Consider the following 23738-nt stretch of genomic DNA (forward strand, 5'->3'; position numbering starts at 1 on the left):
TGGCAGCCGCGTTCACCGAACTCGCCGCCGCTGTCTGACCGACGGTCGTCCCGGCCGCTGGCATGCCCAGCTTCCCCATAATGCAACAGCGCCAGCCTAGATCGTGACGATCCTCAGGAGGTCTTCCAGGCCGGCGAGGTCGGCGGCGTTGCGGGTGTAGATGCTGGCTCCGTGGGCGTGGGCGGTGGCCGCAATCAGCAGGTCCATGGTGCGTGCGCGTGGCTGGCGCCCGACTTCGACGACACGGGCGGCGAGACGTCCGTAGCTGTCGGCGACGGCGTCGTCGACGGGCAGCGGGTCGAACCGTCGTTGGATCGCGCTGAGGCGGGCGAGCCGGGTCGCGCGGGCCTGGGGCGTCCTGGCGACGAGGATGCCGAACTGGAGTTCGGCGATGCTGATGACGCTGACGGCCAGCTCGCCGGGGAGGGGGGTGACGTCTGTGGCGACCAGGACACTGGTGTCGAGGACGCCGCGCGTCATCGGCGCCCCCAGGGATCCGTGAGGGAATTGTCGACGAGGGTGCGGTCCTGCGGCCAGTCGGTGTCCTCCGGCTGCGCGAAGAGATCAGCCAGATCGTCCCAGCGCCGCCACGTACGCGGACTCACCGGGCCGAGGACGGCTGCTRGCCGGCCGGCCACGGTGATGGTGAGCCGTTCACCGGCCTGGGCGCGGCGCACCAGGTCGCTGGCGTTCTGCCGGACCTCTCGAAGCCCTATCTCGTCCACCCTCCGAGGGTAGCACTTGTGCTACCTGCGTGTCGGTGCGCGGATGCTCCGGTACGGCGCGGCATCGGCACTGTTACAGGCGCTGTTGCATTATGGGGAAGCTGGGTATGCCAACGGGCCGGATGTCTGCTGGTCAGAGGGCTGCGGCGAGTTCGGTGAACGCGGCTGCCAACCTCAGGTGCGGGCTGCTGTCGATTCCGAGTTCGTAGTGGCCGCGGCGGATGTTCTGGACCAAGGCGTGTCCGGCGCTGACGGTCTGGACGGAGCGGAGGCGTTTCAGTCCGCGCATCGGCCGGATCCGTGCTGTCAACCGGCCGTGGTCGGTTTCGATCCGGTTGTTCTCCCGGGCGGCGTCGACATGACAGGCCCCAGGGAGTAGCTCGTCGAGGACCCGCGGGTAGACCGCGGCCTTGTCCGTAGTGACCTCGACCGGGCGGCGCCCGTGCGTCAGCGCCCGGGCGAAGAAGCGTCGGGCGGCGGCCTGGTCGCGGTGGGTGCTGGCCAGGACGTCGATGACCTGCCCGTGCTGGTCAACAGCCCGGTACACGTACGTCCACCGGCCGGAGACCTTGACGTAGGTTTCATCCACGAACCACCTGTCACCGGGCCGGTGCCGGCACGGCCGGGYCGCGTCGACCAGCAGGGGCGTGAAGCGCCGCACCCACCGGTACACCGTGACGTGATCAACCTCGAGGCCGCGTTCCGCGAGGAGCTCCTCGACATCCCGGTAGGACAGCRCGTACCGCAGATACCAGCGGACGGCGAGGACGATCACCTCGGGTGGGAACCGGAAGCCGGCGAACTCCGACACTGGKACCGGTGGACAGGCACGACGCCGACGCATCACTCGATCATGACCGGACGGCGGCCGTGGGACAACGGACTCCGCCGATGCAACAGTGCCCCGGGAACTGGCGGCGCGTATCCCGGAACTGGTGCTGCACTACCTCACCCGGCTGCCGGCMACCACCGAGTTCCTCGTCGCCGGCCCGGACTTCGGAGCCTTCGGCCGCCTTCCGGAGGGCCGGCTGCACCGGCGGCCCCGCTACGGCGCGCGGGAGTACCTCGACCTGCYCGGCGCCGCGGACGCCGTTCTGGCGCTCTCGCTGCCGTCGTTTGCCCTGGAACGGGCGGTGTGGACCGATGTGCCCGGGGTGGCCGTCGTCAACGGTTTCGACTTGGCGGACGACAACGGCGTCGAACGTCTGCACGCTGCGATCGGGGAGCCCAGCCCCGCCGTACGCTCGTGGCTGGACGCCTATCCCGGGCCCCTGCCGTCGTACCAAACCTGGCCGATGCGGTGGAACGATCTCGTCCGGCCGACGTGGAGCGGCAACCCGTTCGCGGCTACGATGGTCCACGAGGAAATCCTCGACGAGGAGTCCGTCAGCACGGCTTTSGAGGCCGTGTTGTACGACGAGTCGGTTCGTACGGAGCTCGCCGAAGCGCGGGCCGGATACCGCCGTGCCCTGGCAGCGTTGCCGGCTACCATCGAGGCGTTCCACCAGGTGGCGAGCGTGCACGGCCTCACGTTCTGACCGGTCCGGGAGTACCGCCGGAAGCGGCACCCGAGGGCGGGGCATCGCCCATCGGCGATGCCCCGCCCGGCGGTGGATCGGTCACCGGACGCTGGAGGCCGCTGCGGCACGGTCCAACTCGGCGCGGACCATCTCCGGCGGCTGCATGCCCGAGAACGGCCGGCCGCCGTCGACGACGAGCGTCGGCACGCCGCTCACCCGCAACTCGGCGGCGCGGCGCTGATCGGCGATGACGGCGTCGGCGTAGCGGTCACCGGCGAGCACCGCGCCCGTCTCCTCCTCGGGCAGGCCCACCTCGTGCGCCAACTCCAGCAGGACGAGGTGGTCGGCGACGTTCCGCCCCTCCGCCTGGTAGGCCCGCAGCAGCGCCTCGACGAGCGCATCGGCCCGCTCATGGTCGGCCGCGAAATGGGTCAGCCGATGCGCGTCGAAAGTGTTGACGGGACGCGCTTTGTCGAGGTCGATAGCCAAGCCCAGGTCCGTGCCGAGCTGCTCGATCAGGGCCAGCCGCACGGGCAGCTGGTCCGGTGCGGTCCATGTGGCCATCGCCTCGGCGGCGRTYGGGCCAGGGATGCGCCCCTCGTCCGGTGACAACTGATAGCTGCGCCACCGCAGTCGAACCTCGTCGCGGCCGGGAAAATCCGTCAGGACCCGCCGCAGCCGGTGCTTACCGATGTAGCACCAGGGGCACAGCACGTCGTAGAAGACCTCGATCAGCACGCCGCTCACCCCCGGAGCAGGACGGCGGTCTTGCCGCGGGCATGGCCGGTGTCGATCCGACGGTGCGCGTCGGCGATCCGGTCCAGTGGGAAGACCTCCGACACGGTCAGCGTCAGTCGCCCGGCGCGGTACAGGTCGGTGATCGCCCGTAGCCGCTGACCCGAGCGCTGGCTGCGCAGGAATCGTACGCCGAGCTCGTCCGCCCGGGCGAAATCCACCAGGGTGCCGATCCGGCTCCGGTCGGCGACCACCTCGAGGCAGGCATCCAGGGCCGCGCCGCCCGCGGCGTCCAGGGCGACGTCGACACCACCGGGTGCCAGGGCTCGCACGCGGTCGACCAGTCCGTCGCCGTAGGTGGTCGGTGTGGCCCCCAGCGAGCGCAGGTAGTCCTGGTTCGCCGGGCCGGCCGTTCCGATCACCGTCGCGCCCGCGGCCAGGGCCAGCTGCACCGCGACCGTTCCGACGCCGCCGGAGGCGCCGTGGATCAGCAGAGTGTCGCCGACGCTGACCTTCAGTTCGTCCAGCGCGGTGTGTGCGGTCTGCGYCGACGCCGACAGGGTGCCCGCCTGCGGCCAGGTCATCCCGGACGGCTTGGAGACGACCTGCTCTGGAGGGACGACGACGTACTCGGCGCAGCTGGCGAGCATGGCCCAGCCGAGCACCTCGTCGCCGATCCGGAAGTCTGTGACGCCGGTGCCRATCTCGTCGACGACACCGGCGAAGTCGTTGCCGACTATCTGCGGGAACCGCAGGGTCTGCCCCGGCGGTGTCCAGCCGGACCGTACCGACGAGTCGTACGCTTGCACGCCCGCCGCCTCGACTCGGACCCGAACCTCTCCCGGCCCAGCTTCGGGTGTGGCAACCTCGACCACCTGTAGCACCTCCGGACCACCGAAGGTGTAGAATGCCGCGGCCCGCATGGATCTCCTCTCCGGATGTTCCGACGCCGGCCCATCAGGGCCGGGGACGTCAGAAACAGCCTGCAATCTCAAGTGCGCTTGAGGTCAAGCAGGTAGTCGTGCTCGACCCGCCGGGACCGGTTGAGTAGCCCCCCGTCCGCGCGGATCAGCACGTCGTGGACAACGCAACTGGGCGCGATCTCGGGCTGGCGCTCACCGGGACGGCTGGTCACCACGAGCACGTAGAAGGTGGACCGCAGGCTCCCGTCCGGGGCCTCGATCAGGTGGATCATGTTGAACCAGTGGCGGCGCTGCACCGGCTCGGTGGCGAAACGCTCCTCGTGGAAAGCCCGCAGCTCGCGTGCGATGCCGTCCCGGGTGTGGGCCGCGGGCCGCCCCGGCGTGTGGCTGAACTCGCCGTCCTCGGTGAAGGTGRCCGCGTACTCGTCGAAGCGGCAGGCATCGAGCGCGTGCATCTGCCGGGCGTAGAACTGCTGGACCTGCGTGTAGACATCGGTGCTGATCGCGGTGGMGGACATTGGCTTCCTCTCCTGATGACCCGCGGCCGGGCCGCGGTCCGGGCTGCGGCGAAACTAATGCGAGTGGGTTGAGAGGCACTCGAAACGGCCGCCCGGCGGCCCATCCGGTGCTCCACGACGGCTCGACCGCGTTTCGAGAGGGCTGCCGCAATGTCGGGGTCGGCCGACCATGGCGGAGTCATCGGAGGAAACATGAGCCAGCAGAGCCAGCCGGTGGCATTGGTCACCGGTGCCACCAGCGGTATCGGACTGGAGATTGCCACCCGGCTCGCGCGTCGCGGCGCCCGGGTGTACCTCTGCGCGCGATCGGCTGACAATGTGGCCGCGACGGTGAAGTCACTACAGGAACAGAACCTCGCCGTGGACGGCCGGGCCTGCGACGTCACGGACGGGACGCAGGTCACCGATCTGATCTGCGCGGTCGTCGACCGGTTCGGGCCGCTGGACATTCTGGTCAACAATGCCGGACGCAGYGGCGGCGGCGTCACCGCGGAGATCGCCGACGAGCTGTGGCTTGACGTCATCAACACCAACCTCAACAGCGTCTTCATCGTCACCCGGGAAGCGCTGCGCGCYGGTGGCCTGGCCGGCCGGGCGGGCGGGCGAATCATCAACATCGCCTCCACAGGGGGCAAGCAGGGAGTGCAGAACGGCGCACCATATTCGGCCGCGAAGCACGGTGTGGTGGGCCYGACCAAGGCATGGGGCCTGGAACTGGCCAAGACCGGCGTCACCATGAACGCGGTCTGCCCCGGCTTCGTCGAGACGCCCATGGCACAGACCGTCCGTGGGACCTACGCCAAGCTCTGGGGCGTCACCGAGGCCGAGGCGCACGACCKGGTGACCGCGCGTGTCCCGATCGGCCGCTATGTCCGGCCGGACGAGGTCGCCGCGATGGTCGAGTACCTCGTCAGTGACGAGGCTGCCGCCGTGACCGCCCAGGCAATCAACGTCTGCGGCGGTCTCGGCAACTACTGAGGTCCAGTGCCGTACCACCGGAGGCAGACATGAAGCTGACCACGGCCGGTTCCACTCTGCAGGCGGCGGCGGAGGTGGCGGCGGTGTCGGCCGCCAAGCACGTGCGTGAGGCGGAGACCGACCGGCGACTCCCGCGTGCGTCGATCGACTCCGTGCTCGCCGCGGGGTTCGCCCGGCACTTCGTGCCCACGCGGTACGGGGGGGACAGTGGCACCTTCGGTGCTCTGCTGCCCGCCGTGGCCACCATCGGCGCGTCCTGCGCCTCGACGGCCTGGGTGGCGTCACTGATCGCCGCGGCCGCCCGGATGGCAGCCTATCTTCCGGAAGCGGGCCGCGCTGCCGTCTGGGCCGGCGGCCCGGACGCCTTGATCGTCGCGGGGCTGATGCCCGGGGGAGAGGCGGCTGCGGGGGGCGACTCGTGGCGGCTCAACGGGCAGTGGCCGTACGTGAGCGGCGTCGACCACTCGGACTGGGCCCTGGTGTGCGCCCGGGCGGTCCGTGACGGCCGGGACGAGTACCGGTTCTTCGCGGTGCCGCGGCCGGCGTACCGGATCGAACCGACGTGGTTCAACGTGGGCATGCGTGCCACCGGCAGCAACACGCTCGTTCTTGACGACGTGCGGGTTCCGGCGTCCCACTCGGTGTCCCTGCGGGTGCTCGCCGACGGGCCAGCTCCCGGGGAGGAYGCGCCCTGCCATCAGGTACCGATGAAGGCGRCCAACGGCCTTACTCTCACCGGTCCACTGCTCGGGGCGGCCCGCGGCGCCCTGCACCGGTGGTGGTCGCTGATCGGACCGAAGTTGCAGCGGCCCGGCCCGGCCATATCCGGCCCGGTGGACCGGCTGGCGTACGACATGGTGCTGGCCCGTTCCGGCGGGGAGATCGACACGGCGGGCCTGCTCCTGGAACGGGTGGCGCAGGTGCTCGACGAGGGCGCGGTGACGCCCTACGAGGAGTCCCGTAACGGTCGGGACTGCGCGCTGGCCGCGGAGTATCTCTCCGCTGCGGTGGACCGGCTGATGCGTGGCTCGGGTAGCCGAGGGCAGGCCGACGGCGAGGATCTCGGACGGTTCTGGCGGGACGTCGTCTGCGGGGCGGGCCACAGCGGTCTCCAGTTCGCMGCGCGGGCGGGTGGCTTCGCCCGCCATGCGGCGGAGGCGGTGAACGACAGGTGACTACTCCACGGGGAAAGGAATTCATGAAACCGAACCGGCGCGTGGTGATCACCGGGATCGGAGTACGCGCACCCGGTGGCGGAGGAGCCAAGAACTTCTGGAACCTTCTGACGGCCGGCCGGACCGCGACCCGGCGGATTTCCTTCTTCGATGCGGGGCCGTTCCGCAGCCAGGTGGCCGGTGAGGTCGACTTCGATGCCCAGGCCGAAGGGCTGACCCCACGGCAGATCCGCCGGATGGACCGGGCGGCCCAGTTCGCGGTGGTCTGCACCCGCGACGCGGTCGAGGACAGCGGTCTGGAGCTGGACCGGGTGGAACCCCACCGGATCGGGGTGAGCCTCGGCAGCGCTGTCGCGGCGGCTACCTCTCTGGAAGCCGAGTACCTCGTGCTGTTCGACAGCGGCCGAACCCGCGAGATGGACACCCGGCACCTGACGCCGCACATGTTCGATCACATGGTGCCCAGCGTGATGKCGGCCGAGGTGGCCTGGACCGTCGGCGCGGAGGGCCCGGTCACCATGGTCTCCGACGGGTGCACCTCCGGATTGGACGCGATCGGCCACGCGCTGCACCTCATCGAGGACGGCGTAGTGGATGTGATGGCAGCGGGCGCGACAGACACTCCGATCTCACCCATCGTGCTGGYGTGCTTCGACGCCATCAAAGCCACCACGTCGTACAACGACGAACCGGCGACGGCCTCGCGCCCGTTCGACCGATCGCGCAACGGCTTTGTCCTCGCCGAGGGCTGCGCCATGTTCGTGCTCGAGGAGTACGAGCACGCCCGGCGTCGCAACGCCGAGATCTACGCTGAGGTCACCGGGTACGCCACCCGGTTGAACGCCTTCCACATGACCGGTCTGAAGCCGGACGGCAGGGAGATGGCCGAGGCGATCCGCACCGCGCTCGCCCAGTCCCGGCTCGATCCGTCGGACGTGGACTACGTCAACGCGCACGGCTCGGGTACCAGACAGAACGATCTACACGAGACAGCGGCGGTCAAGGCCAGCCTCGGTGAGCACGCGCGTCGGGTGCCGATCAGCTCGATCAAGTCGATGGTGGGCCATTCCCTGGGCGCGATCGGGTCCATCGAGGTGGCCGCCTGCGCTCTCGCCTTGCGGTACAGCGTCATCCCCCCGACCGCGAACCTACGGCTGCCGGACCCCCAATGCGACCTAGACTACGTGCCGCGCGTGGCCCGGGAGGCCACCCTCGACACGGTGCTGACGATCGGCAGCGGGTTCGGCGGGTTTCAGAGCGCAATGGTGCTTCGTCAGCCCGGAGGACGGGCAGCATGACGCAGCGGGTCTTCGTCACCGGAGTCGGCGTGGTCGCGCCGACCGGGCTGGGTATCGCGGAGTACTGGGCGGCGACGCTAGCGGGGCGCTCCGGCATCTCGAGATTCGACGACCGGCATGTCGGGGCGCTCGCCGGCCGGATCACCGGCTTCGATGCCGCCMGGCACCTTCCGGGCCGGTTGCTGCCCCAGACCGACGTCTCTACCCGGCTGGCGCTCACMGCGGCCGACTGGGCAATCAACGACGCGGGTGTGCGCCCCGACGATCGGGACGAGTACGACATGGGCGTCATGACGTCGAATGCCTGCGGCGGCTTCGACTTCACCCACCGCGAGTTCGACAAGTTGTGGCACGAYGGACCCCAGCACGTCAGCGTCTACGAGTCGTTCGCCTGGTTCTACGCCGTGACGACGGGACAGGTGTCCATTCGGCACGGCCTGCGCGGACCGGGCACGGCGCTCGTCGGCGAGCAGGCAGGCGGGCTGGACGCCATCGGCTACGCCCGCCGGGCGATCCGACGGGGCACGCCCCTGGTGATCTCCGGCGGCGTCGACTCCGCACTCGGCCCGTGGGGCCGGGGCGCGCATCTCTCCAGCGGCACGGTGAGCACCACGGATGATCCGGGGCAGGCGTATCTGCCGTTCRCCGCGGCGGCCTCCGGGCACGTCCCGGGTGAGGGCGGTGCGATCCTCGTCCTGGAGGGCGGCGAGAGCCTGGACGGGCGCGGGGACCGCTCCCGGTACGGCGAGATCGCCGGGTATGCGGCGACCTTCGACCCCGCCCCGGGGTCGGGCCGACCGCCGGGCTTGCGCAGGACCGCGGAACTGGCCCTCGAGGACGCCGGGGTCACGACCGCCGACGTGGGGGTCGTCTTCGCCGACGCCGCCGGCACCGCCGAGCTCGACCGTGCGGAGGCCGAGGCGGTGACCGGGCTGTTCGGCCCCTACGGGGTGCCCGTTACCGCCCCCAAGGCCGGGACCGGGCGGCTCTTCTCGGGCGGCGGCCCCCTCGACGTCGTCACCGCCTGTCTGGCCCTGCGCGAGGGCGTGATCCCGCCGACCCCACACGACGCGCAGGTCGCCGCTGGACATCGGATCGATCTCGTTCAGAACGCCCCGCGCGAGCGGAACATGACCGTCGCGCTGGTGCTGGCCCGTGGCCGGTGGGGCTTCAATTCCGCCGTCGTCGTCCGTGCCTGACCAGATCCTCGCGGACACCGGCACACGCCAGTCACCGATCAGGTCAAGCGCGCGCACTCTCACGAAGGGAAAGACATGTCTCTGATAACCCTCGAGGACCTGAAAAAGATTCTGGTCGAGAACTCCGGCGCCGACGACAGCGGAACCCTGGACGGCGACTTCGCCGTCCAGGAGTTCACCGAACTCGGCTACGACTCGCTCGCCCTGCTGGAGCTCGCCGCCGAGATCCAGCGCCGCTACGGCATCGTGTTGCCGGACGAGCAGGTCATGGAGCTGCGTACGCCGGAGGCCGTGCTCGCCGCCGTCAACAGCGCCGAGCGGCTGCGGCAGACGTCGTGAAGGGTGCGCCTACTGTGCCTACGAAGCACCGGACATCGCATCGAGAAGTGGTGGCGGCCCCGGCGGACCTGGTCTTCGAACTGCTCACCGAGGCTGAACGGTGGCCGGCGATCTTCGGTCCGAACATCTTCTTGCGCTACCTCGAGCGTACGGAGAGCGAGGAACACTTCCAGCTCTGGGCCCTGGTCGGCGGCGAGGTCAAGACGTGGACGTCGCGGCGTGAGGTCGACCGGCACCTGCGGACGATCGGCTTCCGCCAKGAACGGAGCCAGCCACCGGTGGCGGCGATGAGCGGACGCTGGCAGGTCCTGCCCTTGCCCGGTGGCCGCACCGAGGTGATCCTGGACCACGAGTTCACCGCGGTGGACGACGACGCCGCTGCCGTCCAGTGGATCAGTGCGGCCCTGGAACGCAACAGCGTCGAAGAGTTGGCGGCGTTGCGCCGGGTGGCGGAGCTCGGTCATCCGGTCGCGGAAGTCGTCTTCACCTTCGAGGACACCGTCGAGCTCACCGGGTCGGCCGAGGAGGCGTACGACTTCATCGACCGGGCGGACCGCTGGCCGGATCAGCTCCCGCACGTTCGCCGTGTGGTGCTCACCGAGGAGATGCCGGGCATCCAACAGTTGGAGATGGACACGGTCAGCGGCGATGACGGGTCGACRCACACCACCCGGTCGGTGCGGGTGTGCCTGGYGAACGACAGAATCGCCTACAAGCAGACCCGGCCACCCTCGACGCTTCTCGGGCACAGCGGGGTGTGGATCTTCCATCGGGTGCCGGACGGGCCCGACTCGGTCACGGCGAGACACACCGTCGTGTTGGACCCGGACGCGCTGCGCACGGTGCTCGGCCCGAGCAGTTCTCTCGCCGAGGGACGCCGCTACCTCCGGGACGCGTTGGGGGCCAATAGCCGCCGGACGCTGGCCGGCGCGGCGGCGCCCGTATCCTCCACCGAGGAGCGGGAAGTCCGGTGACAGCGACTCGCGCCGCCGCCAGCGCGGTGGCGGCACGTATGACGGAGGTGGCGGACGGCGTGTTCGCCTATGTCCAGCCGGACGGAGGCTGGTGTCTCAACAACGCTGGCGTGGTGGTGGGTGACGACGGCATCCTGCTCGTCGACACCGCGGCCACCGAGCGGCGCGCGACCTTGCTGCGCACCGCAGTGGACGGCCTCAGTCGTGGCGGGGTGAAGTACTTGGTCAACACTCATTTCCATGGCGACCWCACCTTCGGCAATCACCTTTTCGCCGACACGGCGACGATCATCGCCCAGCACGGCACCCGGGCCGAGATGGCGGAGACGGGGCTGGCACTGACCGGCCTCTGGCCGGAGGTGAATTGGGGCAATGTCGATCCGGTGCTACCGACGGTGACCTACCACGACGCACTGACGCTGCACCTGGGCCGCTGCCGGGCCGAGCTTTTCAACGTGGGGCCCGCGCACACCGGGCACGACACCGTGGTGTGGCTCCCCGGCGAGAAGGTGCTGTTCACCGGCGACGTGGTGCTGCCGGGGTGTACGCCCTTCCTGTTGATGGGCACGGTCGCGGGGTCGCTGACCGCTGTCCGCCGGATGCGCGAGACGGGTGCCCAAGTCGTGGTCGGCGGGCAYGGAACGATCGCCGGCCCCGAGGCCTTCGACGAGACGGAGGCGTACCTACTGTGGCTGCGGGACGCCGCCGGAGACGCGATGCGTAAGGGGCTGACACCGATCCAGGCGGCCCGCCAATGCTCGGCAGGCCGATTCGCCGGCTGGAAGGACCCGGAGCGGCTGGTCCCCAACCTGCACCGCGCGATCGCCGAGCATCAGGGGGCACCGCCGGCAGCCGCGCTGCCGGTCGAGCCGCTCTTCGCGGAAATGGTGGAATTCAACGGTGGGCACCTCCCGGAGTGCCACGCCTGACCGGCGTGCCAGAAGGTCCTCGACCGACCGCAGCGGGTCTGTTGCATTGGGGGAAGGCAGGGCATGGTTGACCCTGCCGAACGGGTGATCAGATCGCGAGGGTGAGCTCGGTGAACGCGGCTGTCAGCCGTGCGTGCGAGTCGGTGTCGATCCCGAGTTCGTAGTGGCCGCGGCGGATGTTCTGGACGAAGGCATGCCCTGCGCTGATCGTCTGGACAGAGCGCAGCCGTTTCRGTCCGCGCATCGGGCGGAGCCBGGCTTTCAACCGGCTGTGATCGGATTCGATCCGGTTGTTCTCCCGCGCGGCATCCACGTGACAGGCCTCGGGTACCAGCTCGTCGAGGATCCGCGGGTAAACGGCGGCCTTGTCGGTGGTGACCTCGACCGGCCGGCGGCCGTGAGACAGCGCCGCGGTGAAGAACCGGCGTGCCGCAGCCTGGTCGCGTCGTGCGCTGGCGAGGACGTCGATGACCTGCCCGTGCTGGTCAACCGCCCTGTACAGGTACGTCCACCGGCCGGCGACCTTGACATACGTCTCGTCGACGAWCCACCTGTCCCCGGGCAGGTGCCGGCACGGCCTCGCCGCGTCGACGAGCAGGGGCGTGAAGCGCTGCACGCAACAGGTTGGCGAACTTCACTTTTTGCGCGGCGGTGGACGAGGCAGAAGCGGCGCGGGTCGTCTAGGAACCGAAATTACACCGTGATGTCCGTCACTTCCAACACACGGAATCAGGTACGCAAGTAGTCGCAGCAACGCTTGACCTGCCCACACTCGGTTGCTTGCTACCGCAAGTAGTCCAGCTCTACCGACGTGGCCGTGCCGCTCGCCGCTTCGCGGGATGATCGATTAGTCGGCAGCGTCCGGCGGCCGGAGGTCCGTACGCGCACCCCTTCCGGGGCGGCTGGCCATCCATGCATCGAAGGTGGACGTCTTCCACCTGGGTCGGTCGGGTACCGAGATGTCGTCTGGCTCAGGAAGTAGTCCTTTGGCGCGATAGTTACGCAGCGTGCCCGGTCTAATGCCGGCCCGTTCCGCCATCTCGCGGTAACCGATCAACGGGTCTTCCGCCACGTACCTACCTGTTCTTCGGAACTATGGGACGCCATGCCCTATAGTTGGTGATGTTGGCGGTTCCGGCGGGTGTTGCACCACCCACCGGAACCTTGATCACAACCTGGGTGAACAGGGGTGACCCGTGTCTAGTATTCCGCCGTCCGGTCGGGGTGGCTGGCGCAACCCGTACGAAGGGCGTCCGTTCGTCACGATCAATCCGCATGACGATCACGGTCTGTACGACCTGGCGATGACGCCGGGCGCGAGCCTGCGCGACTTGGTGGACGTTACGGCGACGCTTCCGCCGGTTCTCTTTATCGATCATTGGCGGGTGAGTCCCGGCGATTCTGCGGTGATCCTGCGGTTCCGGACCTTGCCGGACCTTGGTTCCCTGCTCGGCGGCCTCTGATGGCGGCCGGATGGGTACCGCCGTGCGTCCAGGTGGGTCCGGCGGCGTGGACTCCCTACCAAGAGGCGCTTCACGTGCTGCTGTTGGCTGCTCCGGTGGGTCCGACTGGCGTGCGGCTGCGTGGTGAGCTGGTTCGGCTCGATCCTCGAAGCGTCGTGGCGTTGGCGGACATGGTCCGCGACCGTCGGCCGGTGCGGGTGTAGCTGCGGCGCTCTGAGAGCACTTCGGCGTTCTTGAGGGCTGCGCTGTGCGGCGTGCCTGCTCCCACTGGGCGGCGGGGCTGACTCGGCGGCCAAGAGCACCGGAACGGCTGCGCTCGGCGGCGGCCACGGACACGAACCCCACCGGACACATAACGTATCGTTCCGTTTCATCCATCCTAATCGAGACGAAACGGAAGGATAGGAAGCGTGATCGTTCCGGTGTCTATCGGCCGGTCTCAGGACCATACACCCGTGGGGGCAGGCGATCCGACGGGCACAGGGCCGCTCGTCGGCCTTGCGGCGCTCCGGTTGGGTGGTCGTCGACCCTCGACATGCCGGGGGCTTGAGCTGGTCCTCCGTCGGGCGGGCAGGCGTAGCCCTACCCCAGGTTCCTTCGGCCGTGCAAGGGCACCGACGGCGCTCGACCCCACCGGAAGGCGTGTGCCCTTGCGCGGTCGGAGGGTTCTGGGGTTGCCTGTGGTGTCCGTCCGGCGGGGGAACCAGCGGACGTGCCGCGCCGCTGCCCTCCGGCACCGCCGGCGGTCTCCCTCCTCCGGAGAAAGGGCCGGGGTTCGGGGCAGAGCCCCGTCACATCCCGACACGCATCTCGCCTGTCCCTCTCAAGGCGCATGGCACAGCACAGGAACGCAACGACGCTCCGACGCGCCGAACGGGCGGCCGGTCCGACGCGCCCGGGGTGGGGTGCCGACCGGAGGGAGGCGGGGCCCCGCCCCGGGCGCGCGGCGGGGCGGACGGGGTCCTGTTCGGCGCGGCGCGTGCGGCGCCCCTGCCTCGTTCTGGCTGGCCAACTGGGGTTGCCGCCCCGAAGGGGCGGCCTTGAAACCGTACAGAACATTAGCGATGGCGATCATGCCCTCTGCATCAGGGGACGTCGTGGCCGCCGTTTTGATCTCTGTGTTCCTAAGAAGTCGGTCCCGGATGATCAATTCAGGGTCGAGCGAGGAGGTTAGCTCGGGTACGGTCGCTCAGACGGCCGGGCAGTTCGGTCAACGGGGCCCAGCGGTAGTCAGCGACCTCCTCCAGTTGCAGCGCCACATTGGCGTTGCCGGCTGGCGGATCGATGGCCAGGAGGAAGCGAAGATCGTAGTGGATGTGCTCCGGCTCCCGCTTTGCGGGGTTCGGTGGGATCACGTGTGCGTCCACGTCCACGGGCCGTTCGAGGGCAGGGTTCGCCCAGGCCCGGGGAATCCCTGTCTCTTCGGCCAGCTCACGTAGGGCTGCGTCCAGGAGCGAGGCGTCGTCCGGCTCGATGTGCCCGCCGGGAAGGAGCCATCGGTTCAGGCTGCGGTGGCGGATCTGGAGGACTTGGCGATCAGAGGTGACTGCGACCACTCMGCAGGTCACGTGGCCGGGTGTGGTCGTCCTGGAGGCCAGGGGCGCGTCGCTTCCTCGGGCCGCTTCCAGCAGAGGGGCCAGAGACTCGGCGTCCTCCGGGTGTGCGTCGAGATGCGCACGGATGGTCTTGGCGATGTCGTCGTTCGTGACGGGCATGGGGGTTCACTCCTCGTTGAAGCATCRCAGCCAGGACCGGGCGATGATTTCACGCTCCCGGTTGCCGACCTCGTGTAGGCCMGGCTCCATGGTCTGTCCCGACGACAGCAGCGCGAGGGCCGCGAGGATCTCGCCTTGGACAAGGAAGATGAACGGGCCGACCGCAGCGCCGTGGACGAAGTTGACCGCATTTCCATCGTTGAGCAGATAGAAATGATGGTTCCATGAGGTCATGCGGCTGAGGTGTGGGCCGAGCCGGTCGACGCGGTAGGTTCCGCGGAGCGAGGCGAGGTTCAGTTCGTCGTCCGACGATGTCACGGACGCCACGTAGGAGCCGGGCCGTAGGTAAGTGAAGTCTTCACCCTCCAGCGCCCGGTTGCCGGTGGCGCACACGATGACATCGGCGCGGCCCAGCGCCTCGGACTTTGACCATTTCACTGCGAATCCGYGCGACATGGCTTCGACGGCGCGCACCGGGTCTGTCTCGTACACGGTGGTGCGGACCGATTTGGCTCGGAGGGTGTTCGCCACGCTTCRGCCTATCTTGCCGTAGCCGATGACGCAGGTCTCGCGGCCGTGCAGGATGTTCCCGTGCTCTMGGAGAAGCGATTCGGTGGAGAACACGATGGACTGACCCACCAGATAGTCTTCCGGCTGCTTCAGCGGACTGCGGGCTACCGAGAAAACCGGGCAGGGTGGTTTCCCACACGAAAGGTACTTGCGGTACCCGTTCTCCGTGTCCTCGACGACTCCCACGATTCGCCCGCTGAACTGTCGACACAGGGAGGTTAGCGCGGGCGCGAAGTAGCCGCCGATATCCAGCAGGACAAGGTCTCGACCTGCGGCCCGCTCTTCGATGTACGCGAGAACTTTCGCAGGATKGGTGAAGCGATCGCGGTCCAGGTCATCACAGTGGTACCGGCCGCTGATGGCGGCCCGCGTCGTCGGGTCACAGGACTTCGGCTTGGGAAGAATCGATATCAGATCGTTCCCTCGCGCCACCGCGTCCAGGAAGAAGGGCCGGTYGGGCAGCATGTGAGTGATGACGATGGTCGCCACTTCGTGCACCGATGGGAATGCGTTGTTGACTGCCAGGAAGTACTGCTCAATGCGTCTCCTCGCCGAAGGCTCGGCGACGATCGTCGCGGGCGCGGCCCGGTCGAGGGTCAGACTRCCGTCCATCTCGTCCACGTTCGGTCGACTCCCAGATCAGGAGGGAATTACACAGGGGGTTGCTGTAGCGCTAACTCTCGTCGAGGGTGCGAGGCGATGGGCCGTCCTCCCCGTTCATCGGCTCGCAGCCACCGACCTTCGTGAAGATCGTCCAAGCGATGAGTTCACACGTCTCTCGCGTGATGCGCCGCGTGATCCGCTGCGTCCGGTCCTCCACCTCCAAGGGGAGAATGACGTCGGGGTCCTGTATTTTCTTGTGTGCCCAGACGTGTGCGTCGTTCCAGGTGGCGAAGGTGGCGATCTGCACACCGTAGCCGTTCAGGACGGCGTAGGGCCGGATGTGCCGGGCGATCACCTCCCCGAGCTGGATCCCCCTCCATCCGTGATCTTGATTATTTGGTTCTTGATCCATTGAGCCTCCTCCGTGATGTTCTCGATTCGTTCCAGTAGCGCGGCGTATTCAAGGGGGTCGACTGGGGCACGGCTCTCGTAGTCGATGAGCTTGCTTTCCAGCTCTTCTATCGCGGTGACGGCAACATCGCTCTGCAATCGCAGAATCCTTAAAGGAAGATCGCCCGACAGTTGCGGGATACCCGGCCAGCCTCCACTCATCCTTTCCACTGTCCGTCTTCTCCCTCGTTCGACGTTCCGCCTGGAGCGGCACCCGAGGCCGAGGAGCCCACCGCCGTCATCTGAAGAACGGCTTTCCTCGACCCGGCCCCGGGGCCTGGGGCAAGTGTGAAATCAACGATTCGTGATCACTAGACGTGGCACGCATAGGCGCCATGCGTCGTAGGTATGAGCGGCCCGCGGCGCTGGATAGACTGCGTAAGCACGATCCGGGCCTGGGAGGTCACGAAGGGGCGTCACTGCGATGAGTGACCAGGTAGACGATTCTCGCTACTGCCGGTGTGGCACGCGCCTTRCCCGGGACAACGACCGGGGATCGTGTGGGCCCTGCCAGCGCCGGGCTCGGGAACGGGGCACGGCTGCGCCGGAGGTGCYGGCCGGGTTCTGGACCGCCTCCGATCAGCTTCGGGACGCCCTTGATGAGCGGCACATGGGCCGGGTGATCGCGGCCTACCGCAACCACCCTCATCACACTGTTCTCCTGTCTCAGGAGATGGTGGCCGGGTGGATGGGCATCACTCAGACCCAGTTGAGCCGCATCGAGTCGGGTGAGCCGGTGACCGACCTTACGAAGCTCATCCGGTGGGCCGAGGTCCTGTGCATCCCGGAAGACCTGCTGTGGTTCAAGCTCCCACGGCCGCGCCCCAGCGAGGCACCCCCTGCCCCGGTTGGCTCTCCCACCGCATCGGCGGTTCCCGGCATCCTCGGGGTACCGCTCACAGACAGCGCGGGTCCGCCGGCTGACCCGTACCGGGTGATCGCACACGTAGGGGAGGTGGTCATCGTGGCCATCGACCGGCGCACGTTTCTCGCGGGAAGCGGTGCCGGGTTCCTGGTCGGGGGCGCGGTCATGCCCTTGGCGTCGTATCAGCAGGTTGCACCTGAGGCCATCGAGTATCTGGCGGCTCAGCTTGACGGCTACTACCGGGCCGAGGCCGCGTTGGGGCCGCACACCGTGATTCCGTCGGTGCTGGTGCAGCAGGAACTCATCCGGCAGTTCCTGCGTGTGGCCCGGGGCCCCGAACGGCACGCCCTGTTGCGCACGAGCGTCGCCTACGCGGGCCTGATGACCTGGCTCTACCAGGATGCCGGGGACCTCGTGAGCGCGTCGCACTGGGCGAACCAGGCTCTCGAACTCGCCCACCGGGTGGGAGACACCCAACTCGTCCGACACGCCCTGACGAACAAGGCGATGATCTGTACCGACCAGCAGGATGGACCCGGCACCCTCGATCTGACCAGCGCGGCCCTGACGGACGGGAACGGCCTGTGCGCAAAGGTCCGGGTACAGGCGATGCAGCAGACCGCCCACGGCTACGCCCTCATCGGCGACCGGCGCGGCGCAGACTACGCCCTGGACAAGGCCGCGGCCCTGCTGGTCCGCGTCGATGACGACTACCCGTGGTTCAACGCCTGCCGGCGCACCCCCGGCTACATCGAGGTGCAGCGGGCCACCTGCTACAACCGTCTCGGCCTCGGCCGCGAGGCCCTGCCACTGTGGGAGCAGGTCATCTCCGCCCTGCCCGCCACGGCCCGCCGGGACAAGGGCGTGTACCAGGCACGGCAAGCCACCTCGCATGCTCAGGCCGGGAACCCGGAGGCCGCCGCCGACGCCGTGACGCACGCGGTCACCGTCGCCCGGGAGACCAGTTCGGCGCGGCTACGGCAGGAGCTCCACGGAGTTTGGCACCACCTCACGCCGTGRCATGACCATGAGACCGGACGACAGGTCAAAGCTCAACTGGCGACGCTGTAGGAAGGAACAACGGGCATGGGACTACGCGACCCGCTACCGGCCGAGGAAGTCACTCGACGTCTGGCCGCGCTGGACGGATGGGTGAAGGCCACCGACCGCGAGGAGATCCACAAGACGTTCCCCGTGGAGTACTACGCCGCGATCGAGGCTCTGGGCACGGTGGCCGAGGCCGCGAAGGAACTGGAGCACCACCCGGACGTCGAACTGCACTGGGGAGAACTGACGTTCAGTCTCACCACCTACAGCGCCGGACAGCGGATCACCGACCTGGACTTCCGGCTAGTCGACCGCATCGAAGCCGTGCTGGCCCGCTACGTCCAGGCGGAAGCGGCGGGATAGCCGAAGAGGCCGACCCAGCGGGCCGAGACTCTCCGGCCCGCTGGGCTCCCCTACAGCACCCGTTGGCCTGGGCGTCTGCCTGATCGGTCGCCGGGGCCGTAGGGACAGATCTTGATCCTCCGGGATAGGTTCGACGGCTCGCCGATTCATTCAAAAAGGTAGAATCTTCGTACGGACATAGGTATAGTAGATGTAGGCATTCGAGGGGCTCCGGTCCCTGCGCCATGTAAGGCAGTACGCCACATAGASGAGCTGTCCACGTTGAGCCGCCTGGGAGCGGCAGGACCGGGCTCGGGCTGCTGCACCGTGGGCCACGTGTCCTCGTGGTTCGCGTCCAGTCGTGTTGACGTTCCGTCTGGGGTGCAGATGTGCCGCATGTGGCGTGTCCTGTCGGTGATCAGGTTCTCTCTCGTTCACGGGTTGACCGGGTAGCTCCGGCTGGCGGCTGAGGTCCGCCGCTGTTGATCTTCCGGTCTTTTTCTGTCTCGTTCTCGTTTCCGTGTGGCGCTGCGGCCGGCCTGTGGGTTCGTCCGGGTCGGGCTGCGCCTGTGCGGTGAAAGGACGCGGTGAATTTCCGTGGACGTGGGCGTGAGCTTGCCCGAAAACCGGCCGGTCGCGGGTGGCTGTTCCCGGCCGATCCGCCTCTCCGGCCATGTCGATCATGTGGATGTTGGTACCGGTGAGGTYCGCCGCGCGTTCACCTCGGCGGGTGAGCCGGGCGGCGTGTTGCATGTGCGGTGCAACAACCGGCGTGAGTCGGCGTGCCCGGCGTGCTCGGCGGTCTACAAGCGGGACGCCTGGCGGCTGGTCCTGGCTGGGCTCGCGGGCGGCAAGGGCGTGCCGGAGACGGTGACCGGGCATCCGGCGTGGTTCGTCACCCTGACCGCGCCGTCGTTCGGGCCGGTGCATTCCCGCCGCCAGTACGGCGGGAAAACCGGTCCAGTGCAGGCATGTCACCCCCGGCGGGGACTGTGCCCGCACGGGAAACCGGCGGGTTGTCATGAGCGGCACCGCGAGGATGATTCCCGGCTCGGTTCCCCGATCTGCCCGGACTGCTACGGCTACGGCCGGTCGGTGGTCTGGAACGCGCTTGTTCCCCGGTTGTGGAAGGCCACGCGGGACGCGACGGAATCGGCGGTGGCGGCGGCGGCCGGTCTGACGGTGGCGGGGCTACGCCGCTCGGCGCGGCTGAGCTTCGTCAAGGTCGCGGAAATGCAACAACGCGGGGTCGTGCATCTGCATGTKGTGGTCCGGGTGGACGGTCCGGACGGTCCCGGCTCGGCTCCTCCGGCGTGGGCGGCTGGTGAGCTGGTCGCGGACGCTCTGCGGGGCGTGGTCGGGTCGGTTTCGGTGCCTGCTCCCGATCCGGACGCGGCCACCCTCGACGCCGGCGCTGGTGCCGGGGATGGGTGGGCGGTGCGCTGGGGTGTGCAGGTCGATATCCGGCGTATCGCGCTGGATGGGCCCACCGACGTCGGGCGGGTCAGTAACTACCTGGCGAAGTACATCACGAAGTCTGCGGCGGCCGGTGGGGCGTTGGATCATCCGGTGCGGTCGCTGGCCGCGCTGGGCCGGCTGATCCTGGCGCCGCATGTGCGCCGTCTGGTGGAGACCTGCTGGCGGYTCGGCCAYGACGCCACGTTCACGGCGGCGTTGGATGCGGCACTCGGCCGGGACTCCGGCGATGTCCCGCGACTGGTCCGCTGGTCTCACCAAATGGGCTTTGGTGGTCACTGGCTGTCAAAGTCGCGGCGGTACTCGACCACGTTTGGTGCGCTGCGGACGGTGCGGCGAGTCTGGTCGCGCACGATCGGTGCGGCGATGTCGGGCCGGGTGCCGGTGGATGCGTTCGGTCGTCCGGACGGCGATCCCGACACGTTGGCCCTCGGGGCATGGACCTACGCGGGGCGTGGTCTATATGCCGGGGATCACGGTGATGATCCACCCGACGGGATGTCGGTGCCGGCGGCTGGATCGGGTTCCGACGTGTGGCTGGCCGGGCTATGAGCAGCGAAGCTTCTGTTCAGCTCTCGTTGTTCGATGACACCACCGACGATGCCGGCACCGGCGCCTGTGATGCTGCTCCTGTCGTGGCGGGCCAGCAGGCGAGCACCGAAGGTTCCGGTAGCTCCTCGACTGTTTCTGCCCCGATGGCTACCGGGGGTGCGCCACGGAACGCGACCACGGTGCGGGTGGGTGGGCGGGCCGGCACCCGACCGGTACCGGTGCCGGGTTCGGCGCGGTCTCGGCGGGTGTTCTCCGATGCGGCGGAGGAATGGGGGCGGCGTCAGGCGTTGGCGGCTCCGGTGTGGTCGCGGGAGAARCGGCGCCGGGTCGCGGCGCTGCTCGGGCTGGTCCTGGCCGACGATCCCGGCGGTTAGGTCTCTTCCCGCCAGACCGGGTCCAACAGGTCGGGGTCGAACCGGCGGCCCCGGCCGGCGGGGTGAACGACCACGGCGATCAGATGCTCTTTGATGATCGCGCGTTGGCGGGCAAGCGAGTAGGTGTCCCACTCGGCGCGGACATCGGCGGGGCGGGCGTGCGCGTTCGCCGTGGCCACCAAATGATCGTTCCGTCCCTTGAGAAGGGCTTCTTCCTGCTCCCTGAGCTCTTCCATGGTCGGGAAGTAGTCCTTCGGGGAGATCCGCCGGGGCACCGACGTCCACGCGGCCCGGGTCGCGGTGATGCTCTCCTGCACCTCGGCCAGCGCGGCTTCCCCCTCCCACGGGGCAACCTCCACCACGGCGCTCGCGGTCTCCAACTCGATCTTGTTGAACAGCGCCGCCAGAATATGATCATCGGTGTGGGGGCCGTGGCGGGAGACCTTCCCRCACCCTCCCTGCGTCGGCGCGGGGCACCGGTAGATCGCGTGCTTGCGTTCCCGGTACGGYGGTGACCCGAACATCGACCGGCCACACCGGCCGCACGCCACCACGCCGCTGAGCAGGTAGCGGCGGGAGTTATGCCCCTGCTGGGCATAGGTCCGGCCCCCGATCTTGGCGATCACCTGTTCCCACCGGCGTACACCGATGATCGCTTTCCACTGGCCCTTCRCCGGGACTTCGATGGTCCGCCCGTCCGGGGTGYGTTCCTTGCGGGTGACGACCTGCATGTACTTCGCAACATGGCCGTTGACGTTGGGTTCCTCGACCCCCCGGCCGCGTAGGCCGCAGATCCGGGGGTTGCGGTAGACCTTCAACACGCTGCTCTTGGTCCACTTCTTCCCCCGGGTCCCGCGGACACCGGCGGCGTTCCACTCGTTCACCAGGTCAATGACCGGCACCCCGGCCAGGATTCTGCGGGCCCCTTCCCGCAGAATCCTGGCCTCGGTGAGATCCAACGTGCGTTTGTCGTCCTTCCAGCCGAACGGACGGCTGCCCCCCACCGGCACTCCTCGTTCGGCGCGCTGCTTGTGGGACCGGCGGACCCGGCGGGAGGTGTCCGCGCTGGCCTTGTTCGCCGCGACCGCCTGCGCGCGGGCGTTCGCCTTCCCGTACTCGGTGGTCAGATCGACYCCGGGCCCGACGATCGGGCGGYCGTACAGCTCGACGACTTCGATCGCGTCTTCACAGATCGCGTAGGTCCCGGGTGAGACGGTCCAGGTCCCACACGATCGCCCCRTCCAGAAACCCGGACCGCAGATCGGCCAACAATTCAGCGTAGTCCGGGCGGATCACACGAGAGATCATCGTGCCGTCTTCCAACACGATCGTCTTCTTCTTCCAGGCGGACTTCTTCTCCTGGTAGACCTTCTCGATCGTCGCGCCGTTCTCCTCGGCGAACTCGTACCCGTCTTCGTCCTGGCGTTCTAGCGCGTCATCCCCACCGACCAGTTCCGAGTACCGGGTGTACAGACCAAGTCGCAAACCGTTCAACTTTGCCATACAAAAAGTGTAGTTCGTGCGATCGTTGCACCCACCGGTACACCGTGACGTGGTCAACGTCGATGCCGCGCTCAGCCAGAAGCTCCTCGACATCCCGGTAGGACAGCGCGTACCGCAGATACCAGCGGACGGCGAGGACGATCACCTCGGGTGGGAACCGGAAGCCGGCGAACTCCGACACTGGGACCGGTGGACAGGCACGACGCCGACGCATCACTCGATCATGACCGATCGGCGGCCGCGGGACAGCGGACTCCGCCGATGCAACAGACCCCTGGTGCGGGATCTGCAGGCAGACTACGGGCCGGATCGGGCGCAGCAGTGCTCAGCGGAGCGGGAGTCGACGGACCCGCACGTGGGTGGTGCTGAGCGAAACGACCACGCCCTGTTCGAGATCGTCTTCCAGCGCGGGCAGGTTTGCCAGCAACAGGGCGGCTTGCGCGTCGGGCTTGAGCTGGTCGCCGGAGCGGAGCAGGACGAGCGAGGGAGCGGTGCCGCGGCTGAGCGCGAGCAAAGTAGTGAAGTCGCTGTCGGCGGAGATGATCGAACGTCTCTCGGTGACGGCGAACGTGCTGACCTCGGTGTCAGGGGAACCACCGAGCCCGTGATCGAGGACGTGTGTCGTGTCGATGCCTTTGTCGCACAGCAGTTCGGCGACCCGCGGCGAGAGGTTCTCGTCGACGAGAAACCTCATGCGGCGATGAACGGGCGCTCTTGCGGCATCGTCTCCGCGGCGAACGCGAGAGCTGCGAGCACGTCGTCGCGGGTGAGCGACGGGTAGTCGGCGAGCAGTTCCTCGACCGTCGAGCCAGCCGCAAGCTGGCCCAGCACCGCGGACACAGTAACCCGGGTACCGCGAATCGCCGGCGCRCCCGCCATGATGGCCGGGTCAGCCGTGATGCGGCTGGCGGTGGTCATAACCACGAGTCTACGGCGGACCCTCAACAGGGACGCTGTTGCGTCCGGCGGAGGCTCCCCCAGGGTTGGGCACCGCGCCTCCCGCRGCATGTGGCCAGACACATCGGCCGAGGAAAGTCGCCGGAACCGCCGTCAGGATACCCGATCAGTGCTCTCCGCATCCGGCTTCTCACGCAGTCCGAACTCCAGGGCACCCGACGCAGCCGGGACGGCTCTGTCGCATCAGCAGAGTCCGTTGTCCCGCAGCTCCCGACCGGTCATGATCGAGTGATGCGTCGACGTCGTGCCTGTCCACCGGTCCCGATGTCGGAGTTCRCCGRGTTCCGGTTCCCACCCGAGGTGATCATCCTGGCAGTCCGYTGGTACCTGCGGTACGCCCTGTCGTACCGTGACGTCGAGGAACTCCTCGCCGAACGCGGCCCCGAGGTCGATCACGTCACGGTCTACCGGTGGGTGCGCCGGTTCACCCCGCTGCTTATCGACGCGGCCCGGCCATGCCGGCACACACCGGGTGATCGTTGGTTCGTCGACGAAACGTATGTGAAGG

At 68.4% G+C, this 23738-nt stretch carries 27 protein-coding genes and 3 pseudogenes; 14 read left to right on the forward strand and 16 right to left on the reverse strand.

What is annotated here, in order from left to right:
* Positions 1-96: 96 nt before the first annotated feature.
* The 3 genes from Manayef4_RS18055 to Manayef4_RS18065 form a co-directional block, all read right to left on the reverse strand.
* Positions 97-480, reverse strand: coding sequence for a type II toxin-antitoxin system VapC family toxin (locus Manayef4_RS18055; RefSeq protein WP_011438476.1), 384 nt, complete (start codon positions 478-480; stop codon positions 97-99).
* Positions 477-725 (reverse strand): type II toxin-antitoxin system prevent-host-death family antitoxin, encoded by a 249-nt coding sequence (locus Manayef4_RS18060; RefSeq protein ID WP_070132423.1) that lies wholly within the window; start codon positions 723-725, stop codon positions 477-479. The genes Manayef4_RS18055 and Manayef4_RS18060 overlap by 4 nt, the downstream gene beginning before the upstream one ends.
* 133 nt (positions 726-858) lie before the next feature.
* Positions 859-1536 (reverse strand): IS6 family transposase, encoded by a 678-nt coding sequence (locus tag Manayef4_RS18065; protein WP_070132425.1) that lies wholly within the window; start codon positions 1534-1536, stop codon positions 859-861.
* Positions 1537-1624: 88 nt separating this feature from the next.
* Here Manayef4_RS18065 and Manayef4_RS23390 point away from each other — a divergent pair, with 88 nt between their 5' ends.
* Positions 1625-2263, forward strand: coding sequence for a DUF6365 family protein (locus Manayef4_RS23390; RefSeq protein ID WP_083282538.1), 639 nt, complete (start codon positions 1625-1627; stop codon positions 2261-2263).
* Between the two features lie 81 nt (positions 2264-2344).
* Here Manayef4_RS23390 and Manayef4_RS18075 read toward each other — a convergent pair whose 3' ends face one another.
* The 3 genes from Manayef4_RS18075 to Manayef4_RS18085 all read right to left on the reverse strand — a co-directional run bounded on the left by Manayef4_RS18075 (position 2345) and on the right by Manayef4_RS18085 (position 4421).
* Positions 2345-2983, reverse strand: a complete 639-nt coding sequence (locus tag Manayef4_RS18075) for a DsbA family oxidoreductase (RefSeq protein ID WP_083282540.1) — start codon at positions 2981-2983, stop codon at positions 2345-2347.
* A gap of 5 nt (positions 2984-2988) precedes the next feature.
* Positions 2989-3903 (reverse strand): NADP-dependent oxidoreductase, encoded by a 915-nt coding sequence (locus tag Manayef4_RS18080; protein ID WP_070132429.1) that lies wholly within the window; start codon positions 3901-3903, stop codon positions 2989-2991.
* A 68-nt stretch (positions 3904-3971) separates the two neighbouring features.
* The gene (locus tag Manayef4_RS18085) at positions 3972-4421 is read right to left on the reverse strand and encodes a nuclear transport factor 2 family protein (protein ID WP_070132431.1); all 450 of its coding nucleotides are present in this window, start codon (positions 4419-4421) and stop codon (positions 3972-3974) included.
* A gap of 192 nt (positions 4422-4613) precedes the next feature.
* Between Manayef4_RS18085 and Manayef4_RS18090 the strand changes: the two genes are divergently transcribed.
* The 7 genes from Manayef4_RS18090 (at position 4614) to Manayef4_RS18120 (ending at position 11313) form a co-directional block, all read left to right on the forward strand.
* Positions 4614-5399, forward strand: coding sequence for an SDR family NAD(P)-dependent oxidoreductase (locus Manayef4_RS18090; RefSeq protein ID WP_070132458.1), 786 nt, complete (start codon positions 4614-4616; stop codon positions 5397-5399).
* 29 nt (positions 5400-5428) lie between these two features.
* Positions 5429-6574 (forward strand): acyl-CoA dehydrogenase family protein, encoded by a 1146-nt coding sequence (locus Manayef4_RS18095; protein WP_070132433.1) that lies wholly within the window; start codon positions 5429-5431, stop codon positions 6572-6574.
* Between the two features lie 23 nt (positions 6575-6597).
* On the forward strand, positions 6598-7872 hold the full coding sequence (locus tag Manayef4_RS18100) for a beta-ketoacyl-[acyl-carrier-protein] synthase family protein (protein WP_070132435.1): 1275 nt from the start codon (positions 6598-6600) through the stop codon (positions 7870-7872).
* Positions 7869-9071: a ketosynthase chain-length factor gene (locus Manayef4_RS18105; RefSeq protein ID WP_070132437.1), complete on the forward strand. Its 1203-nt coding sequence runs from the start codon at positions 7869-7871 to the stop codon at positions 9069-9071. Before Manayef4_RS18100 ends, Manayef4_RS18105 begins: the two co-directional genes overlap by 4 nt.
* 75 nt (positions 9072-9146) lie before the next feature.
* A complete protein-coding gene (locus Manayef4_RS18110) occupies positions 9147-9410 on the forward strand; it encodes an acyl carrier protein (RefSeq protein ID WP_011438466.1) in 264 nt (87 codons plus the stop codon).
* 14 nt (positions 9411-9424) lie between these two features.
* On the forward strand, positions 9425-10384 hold the full coding sequence (locus Manayef4_RS18115) for an aromatase/cyclase (protein WP_070132439.1): 960 nt from the start codon (positions 9425-9427) through the stop codon (positions 10382-10384).
* Positions 10381-11313, forward strand: a complete 933-nt coding sequence (locus Manayef4_RS18120) for an MBL fold metallo-hydrolase (protein ID WP_083282539.1) — start codon at positions 10381-10383, stop codon at positions 11311-11313. The genes Manayef4_RS18115 and Manayef4_RS18120 overlap by 4 nt, the downstream gene beginning before the upstream one ends.
* An 88-nt stretch (positions 11314-11401) precedes the next feature.
* Here the strand turns inward: Manayef4_RS18120 and Manayef4_RS18125 are convergent.
* Positions 11402-11929 (reverse strand): annotated as a pseudogene (locus Manayef4_RS18125) (IS6 family transposase); the annotation flags it as partial.
* Between the two features lie 580 nt (positions 11930-12509).
* Here Manayef4_RS18125 and Manayef4_RS18130 point away from each other — a divergent pair.
* A complete protein-coding gene (locus tag Manayef4_RS18130) occupies positions 12510-12776 on the forward strand; it encodes a hypothetical protein (RefSeq protein WP_011438461.1) in 267 nt (88 codons plus the stop codon).
* A gap of 1151 nt (positions 12777-13927) precedes the next feature.
* Here the strand turns inward: Manayef4_RS18130 and Manayef4_RS18140 are convergent.
* The 4 genes from Manayef4_RS18140 to Manayef4_RS25140 all read right to left on the reverse strand — a co-directional run bounded on the left by Manayef4_RS18140 (position 13928) and on the right by Manayef4_RS25140 (position 16213).
* Positions 13928-14491 carry an NUDIX hydrolase gene (locus Manayef4_RS18140; protein WP_070132445.1) on the reverse strand — a complete coding sequence of 188 codons (564 nt, stop codon included), beginning with the start codon at positions 14489-14491 and terminating at the stop codon, positions 13928-13930.
* A 6-nt stretch (positions 14492-14497) separates the two neighbouring features.
* The gene (locus Manayef4_RS18145; protein WP_254665726.1) at positions 14498-15673 is read right to left on the reverse strand and encodes an adenosylhomocysteinase; all 1176 of its coding nucleotides are present in this window, start codon (positions 15671-15673) and stop codon (positions 14498-14500) included.
* Positions 15674-15734: 61 nt separating this feature from the next.
* Positions 15735-16019: a hypothetical protein gene (locus Manayef4_RS18150; RefSeq protein WP_235463305.1), complete on the reverse strand. Its 285-nt coding sequence runs from the start codon at positions 16017-16019 to the stop codon at positions 15735-15737.
* On the reverse strand, positions 16016-16213 hold the full coding sequence (locus Manayef4_RS25140) for a hypothetical protein (RefSeq protein WP_162492186.1): 198 nt from the start codon (positions 16211-16213) through the stop codon (positions 16016-16018). Before Manayef4_RS25140 ends, Manayef4_RS18150 begins: the two co-directional genes overlap by 4 nt.
* A 511-nt stretch (positions 16214-16724) precedes the next feature.
* Between Manayef4_RS25140 and Manayef4_RS18155 the strand changes: the two genes are divergently transcribed.
* The 4 genes from Manayef4_RS18155 to Manayef4_RS18170 all read left to right on the forward strand — a co-directional run bounded on the left by Manayef4_RS18155 (position 16725) and on the right by Manayef4_RS18170 (position 20770).
* Positions 16725-18050, forward strand: coding sequence for a helix-turn-helix transcriptional regulator (locus tag Manayef4_RS18155; RefSeq protein WP_254665724.1), 1326 nt, complete (start codon positions 16725-16727; stop codon positions 18048-18050).
* A gap of 15 nt (positions 18051-18065) precedes the next feature.
* Entirely contained in the window at positions 18066-18389 is a 324-nt protein-coding gene (locus Manayef4_RS18160) for a 4a-hydroxytetrahydrobiopterin dehydratase (protein ID WP_011438456.1), read from the forward strand.
* Positions 18390-18977: 588 nt separating this feature from the next.
* On the forward strand, positions 18978-20396 hold the full coding sequence (locus Manayef4_RS18165) for a replication initiator (RefSeq protein WP_254665725.1): 1419 nt from the start codon (positions 18978-18980) through the stop codon (positions 20394-20396).
* Complete coding sequence (locus tag Manayef4_RS18170; RefSeq protein WP_070132452.1) at positions 20393-20770, forward strand: hypothetical protein; 378 nt, start codon at positions 20393-20395, stop codon at positions 20768-20770. The genes Manayef4_RS18165 and Manayef4_RS18170 overlap by 4 nt, the downstream gene beginning before the upstream one ends.
* On the opposite strand, the gene Manayef4_RS18175 is transcribed toward Manayef4_RS18170, so the two are convergent.
* The 5 genes and pseudogenes from Manayef4_RS18175 to Manayef4_RS18190 form a co-directional block, all read right to left on the reverse strand.
* Positions 20767-21774, reverse strand: coding sequence for a recombinase family protein (locus Manayef4_RS18175; RefSeq protein ID WP_083282541.1), 1008 nt, complete (start codon positions 21772-21774; stop codon positions 20767-20769). The two genes, Manayef4_RS18170 and Manayef4_RS18175, sit on opposite strands and share 4 nt — an antisense overlap.
* A gap of 181 nt (positions 21775-21955) precedes the next feature.
* Positions 21956-22255 carry a recombinase family protein gene (locus Manayef4_RS18180; RefSeq protein WP_157858581.1) on the reverse strand — a complete coding sequence of 100 codons (300 nt, stop codon included), beginning with the start codon at positions 22253-22255 and terminating at the stop codon, positions 21956-21958.
* Between the two features lie 40 nt (positions 22256-22295).
* Positions 22296-22487: pseudogene (locus Manayef4_RS23400) on the reverse strand (IS6 family transposase); the annotation flags it as partial.
* 111 nt (positions 22488-22598) lie between these two features.
* Complete coding sequence (locus Manayef4_RS18185) at positions 22599-22967, reverse strand: DUF5615 family PIN-like protein (RefSeq protein ID WP_011438451.1); 369 nt, start codon at positions 22965-22967, stop codon at positions 22599-22601.
* Positions 22964-23191 (reverse strand): DUF433 domain-containing protein, encoded by a 228-nt coding sequence (locus Manayef4_RS18190; protein ID WP_023842258.1) that lies wholly within the window; start codon positions 23189-23191, stop codon positions 22964-22966. Before Manayef4_RS18190 ends, Manayef4_RS18185 begins: the two co-directional genes overlap by 4 nt.
* Before the next feature lie 303 nt (positions 23192-23494).
* On the opposite strand from Manayef4_RS18190, the pseudogene Manayef4_RS18195 reads away from it, so the two are divergent.
* Positions 23495-23738 (forward strand): annotated as a pseudogene (locus Manayef4_RS18195) (IS6 family transposase); the annotation flags it as partial.

The organism is Frankia sp. CgMI4, from assembly GCF_001756285.1.
GTDB classification, from domain to species: Bacteria; Actinomycetota; Actinomycetes; order Frankiales; family Frankiaceae; genus Frankia; species Frankia casuarinae.

Coding starts and splice junctions, on each gene's coding strand:
- Manayef4_RS18055 (WP_011438476.1), bottom strand. CDS start 480: ATGACGCGCGGCGTCCTCGACACCAGTGTCCTGGTCGCCACAGACGTC.
- Manayef4_RS18110 (WP_011438466.1), top strand. CDS start 9,147: ATGTCTCTGATAACCCTCGAGGACCTGAAAAAGATTCTGGTCGAGAAC.
- Manayef4_RS18160 (WP_011438456.1), top strand. CDS start 18,066: ATGGGACTACGCGACCCGCTACCGGCCGAGGAAGTCACTCGACGTCTG.
- Manayef4_RS18185 (WP_011438451.1), bottom strand. CDS start 22,967: ATGAGGTTTCTCGTCGACGAGAACCTCTCGCCGCGGGTCGCCGAACTG.